Annotated in this window: 21 protein-coding genes and 1 pseudogene; 8 read left to right on the plus strand and 14 right to left on the minus strand. The window is 66.9% G+C overall.

The window, feature by feature from the left end; translation table 11 throughout:
- Window positions 1-21: 21 nt before the first annotated feature.
- The 3 genes from ACFQ4G_RS19250 to ACFQ4G_RS19260 all read right to left on the minus strand — a co-directional run bounded on the left by ACFQ4G_RS19250 (window position 22) and on the right by ACFQ4G_RS19260 (window position 3121).
- Complete coding sequence (locus ACFQ4G_RS19250) at window positions 22-1467, minus strand: pyruvate dehydrogenase complex E1 component subunit beta (protein ID WP_238205063.1); 1446 nt, start codon at window positions 1465-1467, stop codon at window positions 22-24.
- A gap of 135 nt (window positions 1468-1602) precedes the next feature.
- Entirely contained in the window at window positions 1603-2688 is a 1086-nt protein-coding gene (pdhA, locus tag ACFQ4G_RS19255) for a pyruvate dehydrogenase (acetyl-transferring) E1 component subunit alpha (protein ID WP_238205061.1), read from the minus strand.
- A gap of 121 nt (window positions 2689-2809) precedes the next feature.
- Complete coding sequence (locus ACFQ4G_RS19260) at window positions 2810-3121, minus strand: FtsB family cell division protein (protein ID WP_238205059.1); 312 nt, start codon at window positions 3119-3121, stop codon at window positions 2810-2812.
- Window positions 3122-3191: 70 nt separating this feature from the next.
- On the opposite strand from ACFQ4G_RS19260, the gene ACFQ4G_RS19265 reads away from it, so the two are divergent.
- Together ACFQ4G_RS19265 and mntR are read left to right on the plus strand one after the other, a co-directional pair.
- Entirely contained in the window at window positions 3192-4127 is a 936-nt protein-coding gene (locus tag ACFQ4G_RS19265) for a LysR family transcriptional regulator (protein WP_238205057.1), read from the plus strand.
- Between the two features lie 66 nt (window positions 4128-4193).
- On the plus strand, window positions 4194-4646 hold the full coding sequence (gene mntR / locus ACFQ4G_RS19270) for a manganese-binding transcriptional regulator MntR (RefSeq protein WP_238205092.1): 453 nt from the start codon (window positions 4194-4196) through the stop codon (window positions 4644-4646).
- Window positions 4647-4695: 49 nt separating this feature from the next.
- Here the strand turns inward: mntR and ACFQ4G_RS19275 are convergent, their stop codons facing one another.
- A complete protein-coding gene (locus ACFQ4G_RS19275) occupies window positions 4696-5292 on the minus strand; it encodes a hypothetical protein (protein WP_238205055.1) in 597 nt (198 codons plus the stop codon).
- Between the two features lie 94 nt (window positions 5293-5386).
- Here ACFQ4G_RS19275 and ACFQ4G_RS19280 point away from each other — a divergent pair, with 94 nt between their 5' ends.
- The 4 genes from ACFQ4G_RS19280 to ACFQ4G_RS19295 all read left to right on the plus strand — a co-directional run bounded on the left by ACFQ4G_RS19280 (window position 5387) and on the right by ACFQ4G_RS19295 (window position 7929).
- On the plus strand, window positions 5387-5911 hold the full coding sequence (locus ACFQ4G_RS19280; protein WP_238205053.1) for a hypothetical protein: 525 nt from the start codon (window positions 5387-5389) through the stop codon (window positions 5909-5911).
- Window positions 5912-5918: 7 nt separating this feature from the next.
- The gene (locus ACFQ4G_RS19285; protein WP_379040870.1) at window positions 5919-6446 is read left to right on the plus strand and encodes a DUF1643 domain-containing protein; all 528 of its coding nucleotides are present in this window, start codon (window positions 5919-5921) and stop codon (window positions 6444-6446) included.
- A gap of 95 nt (window positions 6447-6541) precedes the next feature.
- Window positions 6542-7066 carry a hypothetical protein gene (locus ACFQ4G_RS19290; protein ID WP_238205051.1) on the plus strand — a complete coding sequence of 175 codons (525 nt, stop codon included), beginning with the start codon at window positions 6542-6544 and terminating at the stop codon, window positions 7064-7066.
- Window positions 7067-7074: 8 nt separating this feature from the next.
- A complete protein-coding gene (locus tag ACFQ4G_RS19295) occupies window positions 7075-7929 on the plus strand; it encodes a dCTP deaminase domain-containing protein (RefSeq protein ID WP_238205050.1) in 855 nt (284 codons plus the stop codon).
- Here the strand turns inward: ACFQ4G_RS19295 and ACFQ4G_RS19300 are convergent.
- The 4 genes and pseudogenes from ACFQ4G_RS19300 to ACFQ4G_RS19315 form a co-directional block, all read right to left on the minus strand.
- Window positions 7856-8124, minus strand: a pseudogene (locus ACFQ4G_RS19300) (transposase); the annotation flags it as partial. The gene ACFQ4G_RS19295 and the pseudogene ACFQ4G_RS19300 overlap by 74 nt on opposite strands.
- A gap of 83 nt (window positions 8125-8207) precedes the next feature.
- The gene (locus ACFQ4G_RS19305; protein ID WP_238205048.1) at window positions 8208-9500 is read right to left on the minus strand and encodes a type III PLP-dependent enzyme; all 1293 of its coding nucleotides are present in this window, start codon (window positions 9498-9500) and stop codon (window positions 8208-8210) included.
- Window positions 9493-10995, minus strand: coding sequence for an AMP-binding protein (locus ACFQ4G_RS19310; RefSeq protein ID WP_238205046.1), 1503 nt, complete (start codon window positions 10993-10995; stop codon window positions 9493-9495). Before ACFQ4G_RS19310 ends, ACFQ4G_RS19305 begins: the two co-directional genes overlap by 8 nt.
- 4 nt (window positions 10996-10999) lie before the next feature.
- Complete coding sequence (locus ACFQ4G_RS19315; protein WP_238205045.1) at window positions 11000-11284, minus strand: acyl carrier protein; 285 nt, start codon at window positions 11282-11284, stop codon at window positions 11000-11002.
- Window positions 11285-11639: 355 nt separating this feature from the next.
- On the opposite strand from ACFQ4G_RS19315, the gene aqpZ reads away from it, so the two are divergent.
- Window positions 11640-12380 (plus strand): aquaporin Z, encoded by a 741-nt coding sequence (gene aqpZ, locus ACFQ4G_RS19320; protein ID WP_238205044.1) that lies wholly within the window; start codon window positions 11640-11642, stop codon window positions 12378-12380.
- A 26-nt stretch (window positions 12381-12406) separates the two neighbouring features.
- Here aqpZ and ACFQ4G_RS19325 read toward each other — a convergent pair whose 3' ends face one another.
- Genes ACFQ4G_RS19325 through ACFQ4G_RS19335 form a run of 3 tightly spaced genes read right to left on the minus strand, consistent with a single transcriptional unit; the run spans window position 12407 to window position 19109 of the window.
- Complete coding sequence (locus tag ACFQ4G_RS19325) at window positions 12407-13327, minus strand: transglutaminase family protein (protein WP_238205043.1); 921 nt, start codon at window positions 13325-13327, stop codon at window positions 12407-12409.
- Window positions 13324-15843 carry a circularly permuted type 2 ATP-grasp protein gene (locus ACFQ4G_RS19330; RefSeq protein ID WP_238205042.1) on the minus strand — a complete coding sequence of 840 codons (2520 nt, stop codon included), beginning with the start codon at window positions 15841-15843 and terminating at the stop codon, window positions 13324-13326. Before ACFQ4G_RS19330 ends, ACFQ4G_RS19325 begins: the two co-directional genes overlap by 4 nt.
- On the minus strand, window positions 15840-19109 hold the full coding sequence (locus ACFQ4G_RS19335; protein ID WP_238205041.1) for a transglutaminase family protein: 3270 nt from the start codon (window positions 19107-19109) through the stop codon (window positions 15840-15842). The genes ACFQ4G_RS19330 and ACFQ4G_RS19335 overlap by 4 nt, the downstream gene beginning before the upstream one ends.
- A 381-nt stretch (window positions 19110-19490) precedes the next feature.
- On the opposite strand from ACFQ4G_RS19335, the gene ACFQ4G_RS19340 reads away from it, so the two are divergent.
- Entirely contained in the window at window positions 19491-20639 is a 1149-nt protein-coding gene (locus ACFQ4G_RS19340; protein WP_238205040.1) for a zinc-binding metallopeptidase family protein, read from the plus strand.
- Between the two features lie 24 nt (window positions 20640-20663).
- Here the strand turns inward: ACFQ4G_RS19340 and ACFQ4G_RS19345 are convergent, their stop codons facing one another.
- From ACFQ4G_RS19345 to ACFQ4G_RS19355, 3 genes are all read right to left on the minus strand, one after another.
- Window positions 20664-21068: an acyl-CoA thioesterase gene (locus tag ACFQ4G_RS19345; RefSeq protein WP_238205039.1), complete on the minus strand. Its 405-nt coding sequence runs from the start codon at window positions 21066-21068 to the stop codon at window positions 20664-20666.
- A gap of 252 nt (window positions 21069-21320) precedes the next feature.
- The gene (locus ACFQ4G_RS19350; protein WP_238205038.1) at window positions 21321-21605 is read right to left on the minus strand and encodes a hypothetical protein; all 285 of its coding nucleotides are present in this window, start codon (window positions 21603-21605) and stop codon (window positions 21321-21323) included.
- Between the two features lie 162 nt (window positions 21606-21767).
- The gene (locus ACFQ4G_RS19355; RefSeq protein ID WP_238205037.1) at window positions 21768-21953 is read right to left on the minus strand and encodes a YegP family protein; all 186 of its coding nucleotides are present in this window, start codon (window positions 21951-21953) and stop codon (window positions 21768-21770) included.
- Window positions 21954-22272 lie beyond the last annotated feature (319 nt).

Genomic DNA, 22272 nt, shown 5'->3' on the forward strand with positions numbered 1-22272 from the left:
CAGTCCGCGATCATCACAGGCTCACCGATAGCAGACGGCCTTCACCGCCTGGATCACCTCGGCGACGTTCGGCAAGGCAAGCTTCTCGAGATTGGCGGCGTAGGGCATCGGCACGTCCTTGCCGGTGACCCGCAGGACGGGAGCGTCGAGGAAGTCGAAGGCATCGGCCATCAGGCGGGCGATGATCTCGGCGCCGATTCCCGATTGCGGAAAACCCTCTTCCACCGTGACGCAGCGGCCGGTCTTCTTCACCGATTCTACGATCGTGTCGGTATCCATCGGGCGGATCGTGCGCAGGTCGATGACCTCCGCCTCGATGCCCTCGTCGGCCAAGGCCTGCGCCGCCTTCAGCGCGTAGGTCATGCCGATGGAGAACGAGACGATCGTCACGTCCTTGCCGGTGCGGTGGATGCGCGCCTTGCCGATGGGGAGCACGAAATCGTCGAGCTTCGGCACCGGGAAGCTCTGGCCGTAGAGGATCTCGTTCTCGAGGAAGATCACCGGGTTCGGGTCGCGGATCGCGGCCTTGAGTAGGCCTTTGGCGTCGGAGGCGGTGTAGGGGGCGATCACCTTGAGGCCCGGCACATTGGAATACCAAGCTGAGTAATCGTGGCTGTGCTGGGCGCCGACGCGCGCGGCGGCACCGTTGGGGCCGCGGAACACAATGGGACAGCCGAGCTGGCCGCCGGACATGTAGAGGGTCTTGGCCGCCGAATTGATGATATGGTCGATCGCCTGCATGGCGAAATTGAAGGTCATGAATTCGACGATGGGGCGCAGGCCGGTGAAGGCCGCGCCGGCCGCGATGCCCGCAAAGCCGTGCTCGGTGATCGGCGTGTCGACCACGCGGCGGGCACCGAATTCCTGCAGCAAGCCCTGGGTCACCTTATAGGCACCCTGGTACTCGGCGACTTCCTCGCCCATCACGAAGACGGAATCCTCGCGGCGCATCTCCTCGGCCATGGCGTCGCGGAGCGACTCGCGCACGGTCATGGTCACCATCTCGGTGCCGGGCGGGAACTCGTCCATCACCGGCGCGGGCGACTTGTTGGTGATGACGGCCGGAGCCGCCGGCGCGTTCGCCTTGTCGTCGCCGGACTTCGCCGTGGCGGCCGGTGCCGAGGCCTGGCCCTCGGCCTGCATCGTCGGGGTCGGGGCCGATTGCGCCGGGGCCGCGGCGTCCGGCTTCGAACCGCCACCCGCCGCCGCCGCGGCCACGTCCTCGCCCTCACCGGCGATGATGGCGATCGGCGTGTTGACCTTCACGCCCTCTGTGCCTTCCTCGATGAGGATCTTGGCGAGGATGCCCTCGTCGATGGCCTCGACCTCCATCGTCGCCTTGTCGGTCTCGATCTCGGCGAGGACATCGCCGGATTTGACCGGGTCGCCCTCCTTCTTGAGCCACTTGGCGAGCTTGCCTTCCTCCATCGTCGGAGACAGCGCGGGCATGAGGATGTCGGTCGCCATGAGGTTTCTGATCCGTAGGTTGGCGGGCGGCCTTCTGGAGAGGAAGCGGCGGCTTCTCGGTCCCTCGCTGCGGCTCTCCCCGTGCCGTCATGGCACGGGAGATGTCCCGTATGGGGGAGCGTCGCGAGGTTGGCCTTAAGCGCGGGCTTCCAGCAGGATGTCGGTCCAGAGCTCGGACGGATCCGGCTCGGGATCGTGCGTGGCGAACTCGGCCGCGTCGTTGACGGTCTCGCGGACCTTGGCATCCGTGGCCTTGAGGTCGGCTTCCGGCACTCCGTGCATCTCGATCAGGCGCTTGCGCACCATCTCGATCGGGTCGTGCTCGTCGCGCATCTTAGAGACCTCGTCCTTGGTCCGATACTTCGCCGGATCGGACATCGAGTGGCCGCGATAGCGGTAGGTCTGCATCTCGAGGATGTAGGGGCCCTGGCCGGAGCGGGCATGCTCCACCGCGCGGCTCGCCGCCTCGCGGACGGTGCGGACGTCCATGCCGTCCACCTGCTCGCCTGGGATGCCGAAGGAGATGCCGCGCTTTGAGAAATCCGTCTGCGCCGAGGCGCGGGCCACCGACGTGCCCATGGCATAGCGGTTGTTCTCGATCACGTAGACCACGGGCAGCTTCCACAGCTGAGCCATGTTGAAGCTTTCGTAGACTTGGCCTTGGTTGGCCGCGCCGTCGCCCATATAGGTAAGGCTGACTTTGCCGTTCTTCTTGTAGGCATCGGCAAAACCGAGGCCGGTGCCGAGCGAGACTTGTGCGCCGACGATGCCGTGGCCGCCGAAGAACTGCTTCTCCTTGGAGAACATGTGCATCGAGCCGCCCTTGCCGCGGGAATACCCGCCGCGCCGACCAGTCAGCTCGGCCATCACGCCCTTAGGGTCCATGCCGCAGGCGAGCATGTGGCCGTGGTCGCGGTATCCGGTGATGGTCTGGTCGCCCTCGACTGAGGCCATCTGCATACCGATGACGACAGCTTCCTGGCCGATATAGAGGTGGCAGAACCCGCCGATCAGACCCATACCGTAGAGCTGGCCCGCCTTCTCCTCGAAACGTCGGATCAGCAGCATCTCATGATAGGCGTGGAGGTCTTCTTCCCGCGTGAACTGAGGCGTGTTCGGTGCGGGAGCATGCGTCGGTGCGTCACCGGACACTGTTCCCAACTGAGCCAAACCTTTCGCCGAATCGGCTTTCGCCTGACCCGCTTCGTTGGCGGCATCCATCGGCTTTCCTCCCGTGAACGGCTTTTCTAAAACCGGTTCTAGGACAGGGTTTTGAGGAAAGCGAGGCCGTCCCGTCGACAGATCGGCTGAGTTGTCAGGAAGAAAAGTCTGGAAAACACGATCAGGGATTGATGATGACCACATCGTTCGCATGAACCCGGCCGAGCACCACGCGAGCGCGTTCTTCCAAGAGGTCGCGATCGATCTGTTCGCTGCGCAGAAGTGCCACCCGGTGCTCCCAGACTGCCCTGTCCGCTTTGGCAGTGGCGAGTTCCTGGTTCAAGCCGTAGGCCTGGATCTTGAGAGCGCGCTTGGCTTCGAGGCCACGGTTGCCGCTCTCAGCCTGATGCACAAAATAGCCGACCACGAGCGCGGACACGGCGTAGAGGCCGAGCGGCATGAGAACTGAACGGACGCGACGACGAACCACCATGGGGAGGACCATCGCGCCACAGGGTTAAGGATGTCTTTAGGATGATGCCGTCAGCCGCGATGCTTCATCAATGATGCGGTTCGATCTTGTCGATCTTGGCCTGTTCCGGCACGTGGCCGAAGCCGGATCGATCACCCACGGTGCAGCGCGGGCCAACTTGGCATTGGCCGCCGCATCGAGCCGGATCCGGGCAATGGAAGTCTCTCTCGGAGCAGCACTTCTTAGCCGAAGCCGGCAGGGTGTGCTTCTCACACCGGCCGGTCGCGCGCTCCTCGCCCATGCCCGTACGTTGCTGGAGGGAGTTGAGCGGATGCAGGGGGATCTTGCCGCCTATTCCGGCGGCGCGATCGGCCAGATTAAGGTGCTGTCGAACACCCATGCGCTCACCGAATTCCTACCGGAGGCGCTGAGCGCCTATCTCGCTCTGCACACCGGCGTCAGCGTCGATATCGTCGAGCGGACCTCCGACGAGATCGTCGGTCTCGTCGCGGAAGGCGCGGCCGACCTCGGCATCGTCTCCGGCACGGTGGATACCGGAACCTTGGAAACTCACCCGTTCCGCCAGGACCGGTTCGTGGCGGTGTTGCCTGCCGGACATCCGCTGGGTGCGCTCGAGGGCGTGCCCTTCGCCGAGGTCCTGGATTACGACCTCGTCGGCCTCGACAGGGCGAGCGCCATCACCCGTTTCCTCGCCGACAAGGCCATGCGCACCGGGCGGCCGCCCATGCGTCTGAGGGTTCAGCTGCGCGGCTTTGACGCCGTGTGCCGGCTTGTGGAATGCGGCGTCGGGCTCGGAATCGTGCCCGAGACGACGGCCCGTCGCGCCGCGCGCTCCATGGGACTCGACATCGTTCCGCTTCTCGACCCCTGGGCGGCGCGCGACCTCACCATCTGCCTGCGGTCCCTCGAAGGGCTGCCGATTTTCGCCCGCGAGTTCGTCGCTCATCTGCGCGAGGGCGGGACACGGCCCGGTTTAGGGCTCCCCTCCGGCGCCGGCCTTGGTTAAACACGGGCTCGGGGCACCGGATGGTCCGTGTCCGGCACATCGGTGAAGCAAGGATTGCCCGGCATCATGCAGGATTCGTCGCGATCCGCGCCCGACGTTCCGCTTGTCGATCCGGACGTCCATGTGGAGAGCTTCCGGCAGGCCCGGGAGGCACGCCGCCTCGAACTCGTGGAGGATTACGTCGAGCTGATCGCCGACCTCATCGGCGATGGCGGCGAGGCGCGGCAGGTGGACATCGCCGCGCGCCTGGGCGTCGCCCAGCCCACCGTGGCCAAGATGCTGAAGCGCCTGGCCGAGGACGGGCTCGTGCAGCAGCGTCCCTATCGCGGCGTCTTCCTCACCGAGAGCGGCCGCATGCTCGCCGTCCAGAGCCGCGAGCGCCACCGCATCGTCGAGCATTTCCTCTGCGCGCTGGGGGTCAGCGCCGAGACCGCGCGGCGCGATGCGGAGGGGATCGAGCACCATGTCAGCGCCGAAACGCTCGAAGCCTTCCGCGCCTTCACGGAACGCCAGGGCTGACGAAAGAGCGCCAAGGCGCGGTCCCCCGCGGGCTCCCGTCCCCCGCTTTTCACGGCTTGCGCACGGCGATATTTCGGGCGGATCGGCTGGTCGGAAATGACCGGATCGCGGCGCCTTCGGTGCGGGATTCCAGGGCTCCAGAACCCGGATCGCGGGCGGTTTCCGGTGATCGCGAGAGGGTGGTCCCGGCGGCATGGATGAACCCATCCGCCACGGAGAGATGCCCGGTCGCCACGCCGCGGATCATCTCCGGCGCATGGTGCCGGGCGGCACTGCCGTAGAGGGAGAGGCCCTTGCCGCCGGGAGACAGCAGCGTGCCGAGGATGCCTTCCGGCGGTTCGCCGGCTAGGCGTGTGCGGCTTCCGCCCCTGTCGAGGGCGGTGGCCGCCGCTTCGATCTCGCCCGCCGCGAGGAGCCGGCCGGCGCGGGTGATGCGCAACTCGTAGCCGTATCCTTCGGGGTTCCGGAACAGCCGGGTCAGGCCGAGCTGAAGCGATTCGCAGATCAGCAGGACATGGTCGCGGGCGTAGTCGTCGCTCGTCATCAGGGGCGACAGACCGTCCTGACCGGCCCTGGTGCAGGCGGCGATGTGCTGGAGGAGTTCGAGCTTCGTCGATTTTCGCCTGACGGCGAGGCCGCGTCCCACTCGTTCGGCTCCCGCGTCGCCTGGAAACGCGGGGCAGGCTAGGTGGCGGGCGTTTCGGCTCCGTTGCGAAACTCGCACGGATTTGAGGGTTCAGGTGGCAAGCTCACGCGGGCTATCGCGCATCGTTCGCATTGATTACGGCTGGAATGCGCGGGTGAATGATGCGATCCGCCGCTCTCGCATCGACACGTTCGAACGTACCGCCTCCGGTCTGCTCACCAAGCGAGCCAATTTGTACGGCGAGGCCATGCGGCTCCGTGACCGGATGGCGGAGATCGAGAACGAGACGGCGGCGATAGACCGCGTGCTGAAAAAGCTCGGCTACGAGGATGATCAAGATACCGCCATGCCTTGCCAGAAGTGCAAAGCTTTGTTCGGGCGGGCCGAACTAACCCGGGGCATCCTCGACACGCTTGGGGACGCTACAGGGCCAATGACGAGCCGGGAGGTGGCACAGTCCGTCTTGTCGCTGTCAGGGCATGATGCGCGGGACCGGGGGCTCATGACGGCTCACACGAGGCGCGCATCTAAGGCGCTTCGCCTGCTAAAAGAAGGCGGGACCATAGCGCAATCCAATGATGTACGAGGAAACGTCCTTTGGCGCGTGAGGAGGCAGTGAAAGAGTGATGAGGAGCGCGGTTTTCTCGCCATGCGGAGCTTATCGGTACCGGCTTGACCGCCACATCGACATGCTAGGTGGACCCACAATAGGATTTTGTCTGCATAATCCGAGCACGGCGTGTGCGGACAAGGACGACCCGACATCTCGGCGCGGCGTTGGTTTCGTCACCGCGTGGGGTGGGTCGCGATTAATCTACGTCAACCCTTGGGCCGGTTGTGCGACAAAGCCTTCAGATCTCTGGCTTATGGCTGACCCAGTCGGCCCGGAATGTGATGAGCACATTTTGTCTGCGTCAGCGGAATGCGTCGGGAGTGGCGGCTTCATGGTAGCGGCATGGGGAGCTGTGAATCCACCAGCCTCACATCGCTCCATGGCCAAGGAGCGAATCAAGCAGGTTGAAACACTGATACGCTCGACCGGCTGCGATCTGCGCGTTTTATCCATCAATCAAAACGGTTCGCCGAAACATCCTCTCTACGTGCGGGCTGACACCGTACCGGTTGTCTGGGAAGCGTCATCCAGGCAACAGTAGGCCGCAAGCCCCCCTCCATCCCTCGCCTTATCCACACCTCAAAGTCCGCCATAAGGCCCACATAGCGATTTGGCGCGTTATGCAGGTGCCCTGTGATGGCGATTCGGCGGGAGGGTTCCGTGCTTTCTTCGGCTGACGTTCTCGAAATGCAAAAAGAGCAATTTCGGCATGACAGACGCAACCACTGCGATATTTTAAGCCTTCATAAGAACGATAGGTTGAAGCATTACGGATTGCATTTTTGCAAATACGTGGGACGGCTCGCCCGTGGTTCTGAAGAGGAAAAATCTGTGACAAGAACGGTCGTTGACACCGTTCTTGTGAGCTTGAGTGCTGCCAATACACTTCATCAACGGCTTGATGCCGTGTCAGCAATTCCTACCTATCAGACTGCGCAAAAAGATATATTGCGCCCTTTTGCTGATGCCTCTGGTCGTTTTGCTGATGCATGTGAAAAAATCGATCACTTGGAAGAATTTGTAGGAATAGCTAAGAAGGCAAATGTAGATATCCTGCAATGGGCAATCGGCTATTCCTTCGACCTGAATATAAATATTTCGGTTGAATTGGCGGCTCGGCGCAAGATGCTTGCCGAAAGGCAATTTTACATTGCGGAGTAGAAGCGAGCATGGCTTTTTGGGCAAACGAAAGCTGGATTGCAGCGAGTGCCACTCATCAATATGTCTCAGGGTTTGACCCAAAAAATCTATCTGATGGAGCATATAAGCTTACGCTTGGTGGAGAAGCGATTGTATCTTCTGGATATTCTGAGAGCGGCTCTGAAGACGCGTACCGAGAAATATGCCAAGGCGGCGTTTTAAAACTTTTACCTGGCCAATTTGCCTATTTGATTACTGAAGAAAAGGTCTTTTTAACCACAGACATTATTGGCTTCATCAACGCAGCAACGGGCGTAAAGCTCAAAGGATTAGTAAACATATCTGGTTTCCATGTCGACGCTGGGTATGAAGGCAAACTTATATTTACTGTTTTTAATGCTGGGCCAACACCAATCAGTATTTTTAGGGGGCAGCCCCTCTTTAGATTTTGGATTAGTGACTTTCGTGGAACGGGAAGCAGCATAAAAACTGGGTACGATTCTATCCCTCGTGATTGGGCTGATCGTCTTCACGGAACATATCCATCGCCTTTCGCACTTTCTGCACGAATAATCGAGCTTGAGAAAAGCGTAGGCAAACTGGAGGGACAGAAAAACCAGTTTTTGATTTATGCTTTTATTATCGGTATTTTCCTCTTTCCATTTGTAGCAGGACTATATGCTTCGGTTTTTGCTCCCTGGTTCGGCGCGACGGTCAGCGAGCGTATCTTAGATACGGTGTTCAAGAGGACACCAACATCCGGATCGCCTCTGGCTAAAGAACCGCAGGAAGCCAAGCCTCCGCCTGCAGCTAGCGATCAACCGGCGACAAAAACGCCGCCCGCTGCCAATACCCCTTCCACTGGCGCGAAACCGGGTGAATGAGAGCCGCGTTCGTCGCCAATAGGTACTGGACACCGTTGCTCCTGCGACGGTGATCCTCACGCCAAGCCATCTCCCCAGCGTAGGCGCCGAAGTACGCGCCACTGATGCGGTGCGAACGCTCATCTCAGCGCGACGCAGCCGGGAGAAGAACGGTTCGGCTTGGTGGGTGCAGGCCTAGCCGTCGCTGTAGCTCTTCATGCATGCTCGGTAAGCGCGCTGCCTGATACCACAATTGTCACCGATCCCGCTCGCCCGCTCCCGCCGGATCGTCAGCCCGCCTACCACCCAGCGGGGCCGATCTCGCGCGCCGTTCCGCCATCCACCAGGATCTCCGCGGGGCGGGGATGGCCGAGGAAGCCGGTGGGACTGGCCGTCAGCGCGTAGGCGCCCGATTGCAGCACGGCGACGAGATCGCCGGCCGCGAGGTCGGGCAGCGGCGTGGCGCGGGCGAGCATGTCGAGGGGGGTGCAGAGCGGGCCGACCACGGCGCAGGGCGAGCGCGGCCCGCCCCGGTCCACCACGGCGGTGACGGGATAGTCGCGCTTGACCACCTGGCCGAGATTGCCCGAGGCGGCGAGATGGTGGTGCATGCCGCCGTCGGTGATGACGAAACGGCTGCCCCGCGACAGCTTCACCGCCCTCACCTTCGCCACGTAGAGGCCCGCGGGGCCGGCGAGGAACCGACCGGGTTCGAGGACGATCCGCGCCGTCGCGAGGCGCGGATCGGAGGCCACGCGGGCGATGAGCGCCGGCATGCCGGCGCGGATGGCGCCGAGGTCGAGGGCCGTGTCGCCGGAGAAGTAGGGGATGCCGAGACCGCCGCCGAGATCCACCGTCTCCAGGGGCCGCGCGATCCGGCCGGCGACCCGCTCGGCCAGGGACAGGCCGTAGGCCCATTGCGACAGGAGGGTCGCGGCAGCGAGCCCCTGCGTACCGGCGAAGAGGTGGATGCCGGAAAGCCGGAGGCGCGGCTCGGCCTCCACCGCATCGACGATGGCCTCGAGCTCCTCCTCGTCGAAGCCGAAGGGCGAGGGCTTGCCGCCCATCCGCATGGCGCCGCCCTGCGCGTCGGGCCCCGGATTGATCCGGATCGCCACCCGCTGGACGACGCCGTGGCGCCCGGCGGCCTCGGCCACGCGCGCCATCTCCTCGCTGTTTTCCAGATGGATCTCGCCGATCCCGCCGGCGACGGTGGCCTCGATGTCGAGGTCGCTCTTGCCCGGCCCGGCGAACAGGATGTGGCGCGGCTCGATGCCGGCCGCCCAGGACGCGGCGAATTCCGAGCCGGAGGCGATCTCGGCCCCCGCCCCCTCGTCGCGGAAGACGCGGATGATGGCGGGGACCGGGTTGGCCTTCACCGAGTAATCCACCACCGCGAAGCCTTCGACGGCTTGGGCGAGGTCGCGATAGGCGCGTCGGAACAGGTCGGCATCGTAGACGAAGAACGGCGTGCCGTAGGTCTCGGCGAGGCCGCGGAGATCGAGGCCGCTCACATGGAGCACGCCGTCGCACCGCGCAAAATTCGCCGCGACGAGGCGATCCGCGAGGCTTTCGCCGGCCGTGTCAGACATAGCTGGTCCGTTCCGCCACGAGGCGTTTGTAGTCGATCTTGCCGTTGGGCGTCGTCGGCAGGACCGGGACGGATTCGACGGCGCGCGGCACCATATGGGGGGCAAGCGTCAGGCGCACCGCCTGCAGCGCCTCCTGCGGGGCGGCTCCGCCCTCCGCCGGCACCGCCACGGCATGGATGCGCTGGCCGAGGCCGGCATCGGCCAGGCCGATGACCGCCACAGCCCGGAACGCGCCGGTCTCCATCAGCGCCTCCTCGACCTCGGTGGGGCTGACGCGGAACCCCGCGCTCTTGATCATCGCGTCCTCGCGGCCGAGGAAGCGGAAATAGCCGTCCTCGTCCTCCACCACGAGGTCGCCCGAGCGGCAGACGAGGACGTCGTCCTCCGGGAAGCGCGGATCGGGCACCAGGACGCGGTCGGTCTCCTCGGGCCGGTTCCAGTAGCCGAGGGACACGGTGGGGCCGCGATGGTGCAGGATGCCGGGCTCGCCGGGCCGCGTCCGGCGGCCCTCCGCCGTCACGGCGAAGATCTCGGTCTCCGGGATGGCGCGGCCCATGGAGCCCGGCCGCGCATCGATCTCGCCCGGAGGCAGGTAGGTGGAGCGGAAGGCCTCGGTGAGGCCGTACATCAGCACGATGTCGGTGTGCGGCAGAGCCTGGCGCAGGCGCGCCACGGTCTCCTGCGGCACCACGCCGCCGGAATTGGTGAGATAGCGCAGGCTGGAGAGATCGGCCTTCGCGAGCCGCGGTGCCGCCCGGGTCAGCAGGGTCCAGAGGGTCGGGACGCCGGCGAGCCCGGTGATCCCGTGCGTCTCGACGGCCCGCACCACCTCGTCGCCGAAGCGGAAATCGAGCAGGACGAGGCAGGCGCCCTGCTCGACGCTGGTGAGCAACTGGTTGAGGCCGTAATCGAACGAGAACGGCAGGACCGACAGGATGCGGTCCTCCGCCGTGATCGCGAGATAGCGGCGCACGATCCGGGTGCCGGCGAGGAGATTGGCGTGGCTCAGCATCACGCCCTTCGGCATCCCGGTAGAGCCGGACGTGTAGAGGATCGCGGCGAGGCCGGCCGGCGGCGGGGTGGCGGACTCCGGATTCAGCCGGACGATGAGCGGGGATTGTAGCGGGGGAGGGTCGATAGTGGCGAGGTCGAGGGGGGCGAGCAGGGTCGCGTCGGTGACGAGGAGCGTCGCGCCGCAATCGGTCAGGATATGCCGGACCTGACGCGGGCGCAGGCTCGGATGGATCGGCACGAACACCGCCCCGATCCGGCTGATGGCGAAGATCGCCACGCATTCGGCCAGGGATTTCGGCAGCAGGATCGCGATCCGGTCGCCGGACCCGGCGCCCTCGTCTCGCAACCGGCCCGCGAGCGCCTCCACCTCGGCCCGCAGCTCCCCATAGGTCAGCCGCCCGGTGCCGGCGACGATCGCCGTCCGCTCGGAGGCGCAGGCTGGCCCGTCGATCAGGTCGTGCAGCAAGGCGGGTGCCGGCATCGGCCTAGGGCCGTGCCCGGACCCGCTTGGCCTCGACGAAGGCGGCCAGGGCGTCGACGCTCTCGAAATGCGCGAGCTCGAACGCATCCTCCTCGATGTCGAAACCGAACTGGTCGCCGAGCTCCATCATCAGGTCGAGCACGCCGATGGAATCGAGGGCGTCGCTGGTGACGAGGGAGGTCGCGTCGGTCACCGCTCCCGGCGCGAGGCCGGGATTGCGGCCGGCGATGAAGGCGAGGATCGCCTCGCGCGCGGCGGCATGTGCCTCGACCGGCTTTGTCTCGACCACGTTCCGGTCCTCCCATCGGCCGTCCCGTCGACCGTCGCCGCCCATAGCGATGTCGGCAGGGCAAGTCCATGACGCGGGCCGGGAGGCCAGGGCTGTGACGTCGGGTCGACAGACCGGGAGCCGAAGAGTCGAAGACCTCCTCGGTCATTCCGGATTCCGGGCTCGCCTTCGGCGCCCCGAAATGACGGTGTCGGTTTTCTACATAGACATGAGTCCGGCACCCTATGATCGTCGATTGACGATTGCCAAGGGCCCGGCGCAAACCTAGCTTCGATGCGCGAACATCAAGCAGAACAGTGATTCTCCGGTCGCGAATACCGAAAGATCCTGCCTCTGCATTCGGGCAGAGGCTGTCATGACCAATGATACGATCCGGCGATCGGCGGCTGAATTTTTCGGAACATTCTGGCTCACCTTCGGAGGCTGCGGCGCGGCCGTCATCTCCGCGGCCTATCCCGAGCTCGGCATCGGCTTTCTCGGCGTGGCCTTCGCCTTCGGGCTGACGGTCCTGACCATGGCTTATGCGGTGGGGCACATTTCGGGCGGTCACTTCAACCCGGCCGTCACCCTCGGCCTGTGGTCCGCCGGCCGCTGCGCCGACCATCACGTCATTCCCTATGTGGTCGCGCAGGTCGTCGGGGCCGTGTTCGGCGCGGGCGTGCTCTACCTGATCGCTTCCGGCAAGGCCGGATGGGTGCCGGGCGGCTTCGCCTCGAACGGCTACGGCGCCCTCAGCCCCGGCAAGTACGGATTGCTCTCCTGCTTCCTGGTGGAGTGCCTCGCGACCTTTTTCTTCCTGTTCATCATCATCGGGACGACCTCGAAGGGGGCGGCCACCGGGTTCGCCGGCATACCCATCGGCTTCGCCCTGGTGCTGATCCACCTGATCTCGATCCCGATCACCAACACCTCGGTGAACCCGGCGCGCAGCACCGGCCCGGCCCTGTTCGCGGGCGCCGAGGCGGTGGGTCAGCTCTGGCTGTTCTGGCTGGCGCCGATCCTCGGTGCCGTCCTGGCGGGTGCCATGGCGCGCTGGCTCTACGGACCGGACACGATCGTCGAGACCACGATCGTGGAAAAGCGGTCGGTGGCGTAGGAGTCGAAGGAGGCCGGCCCTCGAGATCAGGCCGTCTCCGCTTCCGACCCGGCGACAGCGTCCTCCGGCATGGCCTCGCCGTCGGGGATCACGTCGACCTCGACCTTGAGCTTCTGCGGGCCGGAGGACGAGACGACGCCGTCGATGGGCGAGACATCGGTGTAGTCGCGCCCGCGCGCCACGACGATGTGGTCGTCGCAGGCGCCGATATTGTTGGTGGGATCGAGGCCGATCCAGCTCTCCCCGCACCAGACCGAGACCCAGGCATGGCTGGCATCGGCGCCCCGGAGGCGCGGCCGTCCGGCGGGCGGGATGGTGCGGATGTAGCCGCTGACATAGGCGGCCGGCAGGCCGAGCCCGCGAAGGCCGGCGATCATGATATGGGCGAAGTCCTGGCACACCCCCGCCCTGAGCGAGAAAGCCTTGGCGAGGGGGGTGTGGACGTCGGTGGCCTTCGCGTCGAATTTGAAGTCGGTGCGGATGCGCCGCATCAGGTCGACGGCACCGCCATAGGCGCTGCGGCCAGGCGTGAAGCTCCGGCGGGCATAGTCGGTCACGTCCGGGTCGAGGGGAACCCGGACGCTCGGGAACATGAAATGGACGGGGGCGTCGGGCGCCATCGACCGGCCCGTGAGCGCCGTATCGCGCACACTCTCCCAGGCCGGGCCGGATTCCGCCGGGGGAAGCGGCGGGCGCTCCACCGCGACCCGCGACAGCGCCTCGACCCGCAATTCGCTGTGCGGCGTGTCGATCAGGAACGACACCACGTCGAGGCCGAAATAATCGCGCCGCACCGTGCGGGTCCGCGGCGTCGGCGAGATGGTCAACTCGCTCGACAGCACGCTCTGCCCCTCCCCGTCCCGCGGCTGCAGCCGCAGGGAGCAGCGGGCGAAGCGGACGGGCTTGCCGTAGCGGTAGGTGGTGAGGTGGCGCAGCGTATAGATCACGCGAGACCCACCAGCTTCTGCGGTCGCATGGCGTGCGGGCCGTTGGGGAAGTAGCGGGTGACGATCGCGTCGGCGAGGCCCTCGAAGGCGTTCTCGAGACGGGCCACGGCGGCGCCGTCGAAGTCGGAGGCCTCGCCCGTGGTGATCTCTCCCGCGAGCTTCTGGGCGAGGCGCAATTGCGCCTCGGGCAGGCCGTCCACCCGCAGGGCGGGCAGGTCGGCGAGGTGCCGGCAGATCGCATCGATCTGGAAGGCGACGGAGCGCGGGTTGAACGGATCGAGCAGGACCATGTCGCGCACCGGGTCGATCGCCACGCCCTGCATGTAGCGCGCGCCGAAGGAGACGTGCGAATCGCAGAGCGACAGCATGACGCCGAGATCCTCGGCCGTCGCCTCGTCCCCGGCGAAGCTGGCGGCGAAGGAGCAGGTGTTGATCGCCCGCTCGATGCGGCGGCCGAGATCGACGAAGTGCCAGCCCGCGGTGCGGTTCATGTTCTCCTGGGCGAGGCCGGCCAGGGCGGCGATGTGGCTCAACGCCCGCTCTGCCAGGCCGAGGAGCTGCGCTTCCGCGAGTTCCTTCGCATCGTCGAGGTCGAGGAGGTCCTTCAGGTCGGCGAGGACGCGCCAGGCCTCGCTGGACAGTCGCTCGCGCAGGGAGGCCGCGTTGTGGCGCGCCGACAGGCTGTGGGAGAGCGCCGAGCCGTAGGTGTCGCGGCCGCCGAGCGCCTCCTGGGCGAGCTTCGCCGTCGGCAGGTCCGGCGCTTCGATGGCGCCCCATTCGTCGAGGAGCGCGCGGATGCGCAGGGCCGTCGGCGCGGTCTCCGCGCCGGCCATGTCGGCGATTACGGCGTTGCCGACGCTGCCGAGATGGGCGATGACGAGGCGGATCACCGCCTCCGCCCGCTCCACGTAGCGGCCGAACCAGAACAGGCTGTCGGCCGCCCGCGACGGCAGGTGCCCGGCGATGCGGCGGACGCGGGACGCGCCCTGCTGCATCAGCGAGACCGGCTCCACCGGACCGTCCGACAGCACCCAGACATCGGCCGACTTGATGCCCGCCCGCATCTCGATCGGGTCGACGTCGGGGCGCTCGGAGATGCGGCAGAAGCCGCCGGGCATGACCCGCCAGCCCTCCGGGGTCGCCGCCGCGAAGACGCGCAGGACGAAGGGACGCGGCACGAGGCGCATTCCCTCGGGGTCGCGCTCCCAGCCCGGCATGGTCGAGAGCGGCGCCTGTTCCTGGGCGACGTAGTCGAACGGCCGGTCGCGCAGGGCCGCCAGGACGCGGTCGCGCTCGGCGCCGATCGCGTGCGGCCCGAGGATGGCGTCGCGCCCCATGCCCTTGGTCGGCGTCGCCACCGGACGCAGGGTCATGCCGTCGAGGTCGTCGCGGATATGGGCGAGGGAATCGGGGTCGCCGCACCACCAGCTCTTCGGCCCTTCGAGAGCGAGATCGGTGCCGAGAAAATAGCGGGCGATGCGCGGCAGGTAGGCGGCGAGCGCCCCCGATTCGAGGATGCCGGTGCCGGGCATGTTGCCCATGACGAGGCTGCCGTTGCGCAGGGCGTCCAGCACCCCGGAGATCCCGAGGCGCGAGGCCGGGTTCAGCTCGAGCGGGTCGACATAGTCGGAATCGATGCGCCGCCACAGCACGTCGGTGCGCTTCAGCCCGGCGACGGTGCGCACGTGGAGCGCGCCGTCCTGCATCACGAGGTCGTCGCCCTCGACGAGAAGCAGGCCGAGATAGCGCGCCAAAGCCGCCTGCTCGACATAGGTCGAACTCAGGGGGCCGGAAGTGAGCAGGCCGATGCGCGGGTCGCTGCGCTGCGCGCCCATGACCAGACCGTCGCGGAAAGCCTGGAAGAACGGGGCGAGGCGCTCCACGTGGAGATCGGCATAAAGGTCCGGGAAGGCGCGGGTGAGCACCATCCGGTTCTCCAGCGCGTAGCCGGGTCCGGAGGGCGCCTGCGTCCTGTCGGCCAGGACGCGCCAGCGCCCGTCGGGGCCCCGGCCGATATCGGCGGCGTAGAGCTTGAGCCAGCGCCCGCCGGGGGGCTTCACCCCCGAGAGCGGACGCAGGAATTCAGGGCTCCCGGCCACCAGGGCCGCGGGCAGCACGCCTTCCGACACCATCCGGCCGTCGCCGTAGATGTCGGAGACGATGGATTCCATCAATCCGGCGCGCTGGACGATGCCGGCGCTGAGCGCCCGCCACTCGGCGCTCTCGATCACCAGGGGCAGGGAACTCAGCGGCCAGGCATGTTCGCGCTGGTCGCCGTAGATCCGGTAGGAGATGCCGGTGTCGCGGATATGCCGTTCGGCCGAGGCGAAACGGGTGGTGATCTCGGTTCCGCTGAGGGTCCCGAGCCTGTCGAGGAGGCGCGGCCACGCACCGCGACGCGTGCCCCCTGCCCCGGCGAACTCGTCCGGGATGCCCGGCCGAGGCTGGTAGTCCGAGGTCCAGCGCGCGAGACGCGTCGCCAAACCTCCGGCATGCGCCTCGGCCAGATCGGTCATTTGGGCGCGGGCGTCCTGAGGTCGAGGGTCAGCGGGAACTCGCGGCTGATCTCCTCCACCGGCATCTCGACCTTGCCCGGGGTGTGGCCATGGGCCTGGAAGCGCGCGAGACGACGCCCCTCGGCCTCGTAGGTGTTCACCGGGAAGGTCTCGTAGTTGCGGCCGCCGGGATGGCTGACATGGTAGCGGCAGCCGCCGAGCGAGCGTCCGCTCCACGCATCGAGGATGTCGATGGTGAGGGGCGAATGCGCGGGAATCGTCGGGTGCATCGACGAGGCCGGCTGCCACGCCTTGAAGCGCAGGCCCGCCACCGCCTCGCCGGCCGTGCCGGTGCTCGTCATCGGCAGGCGCCGGCCGTTGCAGCTGATGATGTGGCGGCCGGGGACGAAGCCCTCGACCTTGACCTGCAGACGCTCCACCGAGCTGTCCACGTACCGCACCGTGCCACCGATCGACCCCTCTTCGCCCAGCACGTGCCAAGGCTCCAATGCCTGCCGCAGTTCCATCCTGACGCCGCCCTGCTCCACCGTCCCGAAGACGGGGAAGCGGAACTCGTACTGCGCCTGGAAGGCCGCCGGATCGAAATCGTAGCCTGCCGCGCGGAGGTCTTCCAGAACTCCGAGGAAGTCCGTCCAGAGGAAGTGAGGCAGCATGAAGCGATCGTGGAGGCCCGTGCCCCAACGGACACAGCCGCCTTCCTGCGGTTCGCGCCAGGCCCAGGCCACGATGGCCCGCAGCAGCAATTGCTGGGCGAGGCTCATGCGCGGGTCCGGCGGCATCTCGAAGGAGCGGAACTCCAGCAGGCCGAGGCGGCCGGTGGGTCCGTCCGGCGAGTAGAGCTTGTCGATGCAGATCTCGGCCCGGTGGGTGTTGCCGGTCACGTCGACGAGGATGTTGCGGAAGATCCGGTCCACCAGCCAGCGCGGGATGTTGGGCTCGTCGGGCTTGGGCACCTGCGCCAGGGCGATCTCGAGCTCGTAGAGCCCGTCGTGCCGGGCCTCGTCCATGCGCGGCGCCTGGCTCGTCGGGCCGATATAGAGGCCGGCGAATAGGTAGGACAGCGAGGGGTGGCGCTGCCAGTAGAGCACGAGGCTCTTCAGCAGGTCCGGACGGCGCAGGAACGGCGAATCGTTGGGCGTCGCGCCGCCGAGGACCACGTGGTTGCCGCCCCCGGTGCCGGTATGGCGCCCGTCGGTCATGAACTTCTGCGCGCCGAGGCGGATCTGGCGGGCATCCTCGTAGAGCTCGGAGGTGATGGTGACGGCCTCGCGCCAGGAGGTCGCGGGATGCACGTTCACCTCGATCACGCCGGGATCGGGCGTGACCTTGATGACGTTGAGGCGCGCATCGTAGGGCGGCTCGTAGCCCTCGATATGCAGGGGCTGCTTCAGCTCGGCGGCGACGATCTCGAGATGGCCGAGCAGTTCGAGATATTCGTCCACCCGCTGCAGCGGCGGCATGAACACCCGCAGCACCCCGTCCCGCGGCTCCACCGCGAGGGCCGTGCGCACGGCGACGCCGGTGACGCCGGACCCGTTCGCGGTCTTCGTGCCGGGATGGCCTTCGGGAAGCGCTCCGCGCTCCTCCAGCGGGTCCTGCGGCTGGTAATAGGGATAGTGCTCGGGCGGCACGTAGGGCAGCGAGCTCAGGGGCAGGCGATAGCCCACCGGTGAATCGCCCGGCGTCAGGAAGGCGTGTTCCCGGCGGAACTGCCAGAGTTCCGAGATCCAGCGGCGGTCGTCGGGATCGTCCCTGCCGAGAGGCAGGCTAGCCAGCGGCAGGGCGTAGCCGGCGGGCTCGCCGAGGCCGCGCTCGAAGACCCGCGCGATGCGGGCGTTGGTCTCCGGGTTCGGGAGCTTGGCGTCCGAGGTGGTGACGTTGATGGGCAGTTCGTCCCGCTTCTCCTGCCAGTAGATCGGGTCCTCGAAGGCGGGGAACACGTAGGAATCGAGGCCGAGGCGCCGGGCCACGCCGTCGATCAGCGCCTTCGCCTTGGTGGCATTGGCGTCGCGCGGCCCGTCCTCGGCGGCGACGAGATCGGCATTGCTCCAGATCGGCTTGCCGTCCCGGCGCCAGTACAGGGCAAAGGCCCAGCGCGGCAGGCTCTCGCCCGGATACCACTTGCCCTGGCCGTAATGCAGCATCCCCCCCGGCGCGAAGCGGGTGCGCAGGCGGCGGATGAGCTTGTCGGCGAGGCCGCGCTTGGTCGGCCCCACGGCGGCGGCGTTCCATTCGGCGGATTCGAAATCGTCGATGGAGACGAAGGTCGGCTCGCCGCCCATGGTCAGGCGCACGTCCTGCTCGGTAAGATCGACGTCGATCCGCTCGCCGAGGGCATCCATCCTCGCCCAGACCTCTTCGGAGAAGGGCTTGGTGATGCGCGGGGCTTCCGCCACGCGGGTCACCGTCATCTCGAAGCCGAACTCGACCTGCGCCGGCTCGGCGAGGCCGGAGATCGGGGCGGCCGACTGGTAATGCGGGGTCGCGGCGAGCGGGATGTGGCCCTCGCCGCAGAGGAGGCCGGAGGTGGCGTCGAGGCCGATCCAGCCGGCGCCCGGCAGATAGACCTCGGCCCAGGCATGCAGGTCGGTGAAGTCCGTGGAGGTGCCGGCCGGGCCGTCCACCGCCGTCGTGTCGGGAATGAGCTGGATCAGGTAGCCGGATACGAACCGCGCGGCGAGACCGATGCGGCGCAGCACCTGGACGAGGAGCCACGCGGAATCGCGGCACGACCCGCTCTTGAGGGTCAGCGTCTCCGCCGGCGTCTGGACGCCCGGCTCCATCCGCACGCCGTAGGTGATCTCGGAGGCGATCATGGCGTTGAGCGCCACGAGGAACAGCACCGTGTTGGTCTCGGCCGGCAGCCGCTCCAGGAGCGCGTCGATCTCCGGACCCATGGCATCGTCGGTGACGAGGTAGGGCTTGAGCTCCGCCGTCAGGTCGCTCTCGTAGGCGAAGCCGCGGGTCTGGGCGTAATCCTCGACGAAGAAGTCGAACGGGTTGATCACCGCCATCTCGGCGGTGAGATCGACCTCGATCTTCAGCTCGGTGGTCCGCTCGGGGAAGACCAGCCTGGCGAGCCAGTTCCCGTTCGGGTCCTGCTGCCAGTTGATGAAGTGGTTCTCCGGCAGCACCTTCAGGGAATAGGCCGGCACGGACGAGCGCGTATGCGGCGCCGGGCGCAGGCGGATCACCTGCGGCCCGAGCTGGATCGGCCTGTCGTACTTGTAATGGGTGACGTGGTGCAGGGCGGCTTTGATGGACACGGGGACTCCCGCTGGTTCAGACATGGTGCCGGGCGCGCGGGGAACGCGCGCCGGCGGCGGGAAGCCGGGGCGCATCGCCGTGGCGCTCCTCGGCTGTCATCGGCGTTTTGAGGCCGAATGACCATAGGCTGGGAACGCCACCGACGGCAGTCGAATTCGGTGCTAGTCTACAGCGGCGTCGCCCGGCCGGGCGATGGGAGGTGAAGACGTTCATCGCGTGACGAGATTGGCCCTGGCAATTCAGACATACGGCGTGGCGATGCGGCCCGTCACCGGGGACGAAGCAAATTCCATGCATCGTGCCGCGGGGCGTCGCCGTCCTGCGCCCTCATGCGCGGAACCGACCCTCGCGGATCCGCATCCGACGGGCCTGCGCGCTCGATGAAGATCTTCCAGTGCCAGGCCTGCGACGAGCCGGTGAGCTTCGAGAGCACGCAATGCGAGAGCTGCCAGCGGCGGCTCGGCTATGTCTGCGCCTCCCACGAGATGTCGGCGCTCGAACCGTCGGGGCCGGTCTGGCACGCCTATGCCGATCCGGGCCGGAAATACCGCTTCTGCGCGAATGCGGATTTCAGCGCCTGCAACTGGCTCGTGCCGGAGGACAGCCCCGACCGCTACTGTACCTCCTGCCGGCACAACCGGGTGGTGCCGGACCTGACGCTGGGCTGGAACCTGACGCGCTGGCGCCAGATCGAGGCGGCCAAGCACAGGCTGTTCTATTCGCTGCTGCGCCTCGACCTGCCCCTGATGACGCGGGACGAGAACCCGGCCACGGGCCTCGCCTTCGATTTCCTGGTCGACCCGGCGGAGAGCTACAGCGTCGGGCCGCCCGTGCTCACCGGGCACCGCAGCGGCCTCATCACCCTGAACATCGCCGAGGCCGACGATGTGGAGCGCGAGCGCCGCAGGACGCTGTTCGGTGAATATTACCGCACGCTCCTCGGGCATTTCCGCCACGAGATCGGGCATTATTTCTGGAACGTGCTGGTGCGCTACGACCAGAGCATCTGGGCGTTCCGTGAGCTGTTCGGCGACGAGCGCGCCAATTACAGCGGCGCCCTGCAGCGCTACTACGCCCGGGGCGCCCCGCCGGACTGGCAGGAATCCTATGTCAGCGCCTACGCCACCAGCCATCCCTGGGAGGATTTCGCCGAGACCTGGGCGCATTACCTCCACATCGTCGACACGGTGGAGACGGCGAGCACCTTCGAGCTGCACGTGCGGCCGCTCCTGCGCAACCGGGCGCCGGAGCCGGTGGTGATCGACTTCGATCCCTACCAGACCCCCGACCTCGACCGGCTGGTCTCCGCCTGGCTGCCGCTGACCTATGCGGTGAATTCCCTGAGCCGGAGCATGGGGCAGCCGGCGCTCTACCCGTTCAAGCTGACGCCGGCCGTGATCGCCAAGCTCGCCTTCGTCCACGACCGGGTCGATACCGTGCGGTCGGCGACCGGCCACCAGCCCGAGTCGGACATGCTGAAGGCCGTGATCACCGGATTGCGCCAGCGCGTAGCGCCGCCGAACGCCTGAGCCCTCCTCCGCCCCGACGCAATTTCATTGTCCGGGCGCGGCATCCGCCTCGGGGAGCGGGCGCGGGCGTCCTTCGTCGTCGATCGCGACGAAGGTGAAGGTCGCCTCGGTCACCTTCTCGCGCAGCTTGGTGCGGAAGCGCCGGGCCCAGGCCTCGACCTGGATCTTCATGGAGGTGCGGCCGACGCCCTCCACCCTGGTATAGACGCAGAGCACGTCGCCGACGCGGACCGGGCGGATGAAGGTCATCGCGTCGACCGCCACCGTGACCACGCGGCCCTGCGCCCGGTCGACGCCGGCGATGCCGCCCGCCTGGTCCATCTGCGACATCACCCAGCCGCCGAAGATGTCGCCGTTGGCGTTGGTGTCGGCCGGCATCGCGATGGTGCGCACGGTGAGGTCGCCGCGCGGCTCGCTGGTCTCGCCCATTCCGCTCTCCACCCGTCGTCACGCAGAGCCTTCATTGATTCGAGGCTCCGCTTGGTCTCCTGCATCGGCCGACAGCCGGCATCAGGTCAAGAAAAAGCCCGGCCGCCCCGAAAGGGGCGACCGGGCCGCGGCAGATACCGGCGCTAAGCAGGTTCGCGTCGGCAAGCCCACGCTTCACGCTGCTCAGCCCTTGGTGTGTCGCAGGTTTTTGTCGCAGAACCGGTGACCGCTTCTGCGAACCTGCTTAGGGGCTCAGTAGTAGAACCGGCGCGGACCGTAGAACCGACGCGGGCCGTAATACGGACGGCGGTAGAACGGACGCGGCGCGAAATACGGGCGACGGTAAAACGGACGGCGGTAGTAGGGCCGCGGGTAGAAGCGGCGGCGGTAATAGTACTGGGCCTTCTCGGCGACGGCCGGTGCGGCCTCGCTCTGAAGGGCGGGGACCGGACCGATGGGCGCGGCCGACGCGCCCTGCGGTGCAAGGGCGGCGAAGCCCAGGGCCAGCAGCGCGGCCAGCAGGAGTTTCCTCAGCACGTTCATGACTCCTCGGGTGATCGAGCGACGGTGTCGATGGGGCCGCACGCATCCGAATGCGTGGGCGACCGACACGCAAACGCACGATCCCTGCAAAGCGTTTCACGCGCTCTACCGTTACGCTTAACGACCGATCTCCGAGGGCTTGCCGGGCGAGCCCGGTCAGGCGATCTTGAGGGTCATGTCGACGATGCTGGCCTCGGCCGAGCCCTTCACCAGGGCGATGCCGCGCTCGCAATCCTCGCGCCGGGCATAGCCCTCGCCCGAATCGGCGATGACGTTCCCGTTCGTGACCCTGAGGCGCCAGCGCCATTCGCCACCGGAATCCCGATACAGCTCGAAACGCATGTCCCGTCTCCCTCGCGGCGAAGGCCGCAGGATTGTCAGATGGCGCGACATTTGGGCTCGACAATGCCCCGCGCCACCTCTCCGGTGTTCATCGAACGCAAAAACGCCGGCCCGGCGGAACCGGGGCGGCGTCGATGCGATCGAAACGAGGGTGAGCGGATCAGGAACGCGGGAAGCGGTCGAGCCAGCCGATGGCGCGGCCTTCCCCGGCGGCATTGCCGCCACCGCCGCCGCGCGAGCGCTCGCCCTGGCGTGCGGGACGGGCATCGCCGCGCTGGTCGGGACGGGCCTGACGGTTCTGGCCGTCGGCCGGACGCTC

The organism is Methylobacterium marchantiae, assembly GCF_042679825.1.
In the GTDB taxonomy this organism is placed as follows: Bacteria; Pseudomonadota; Alphaproteobacteria; order Rhizobiales; family Beijerinckiaceae; genus Methylobacterium; species Methylobacterium marchantiae.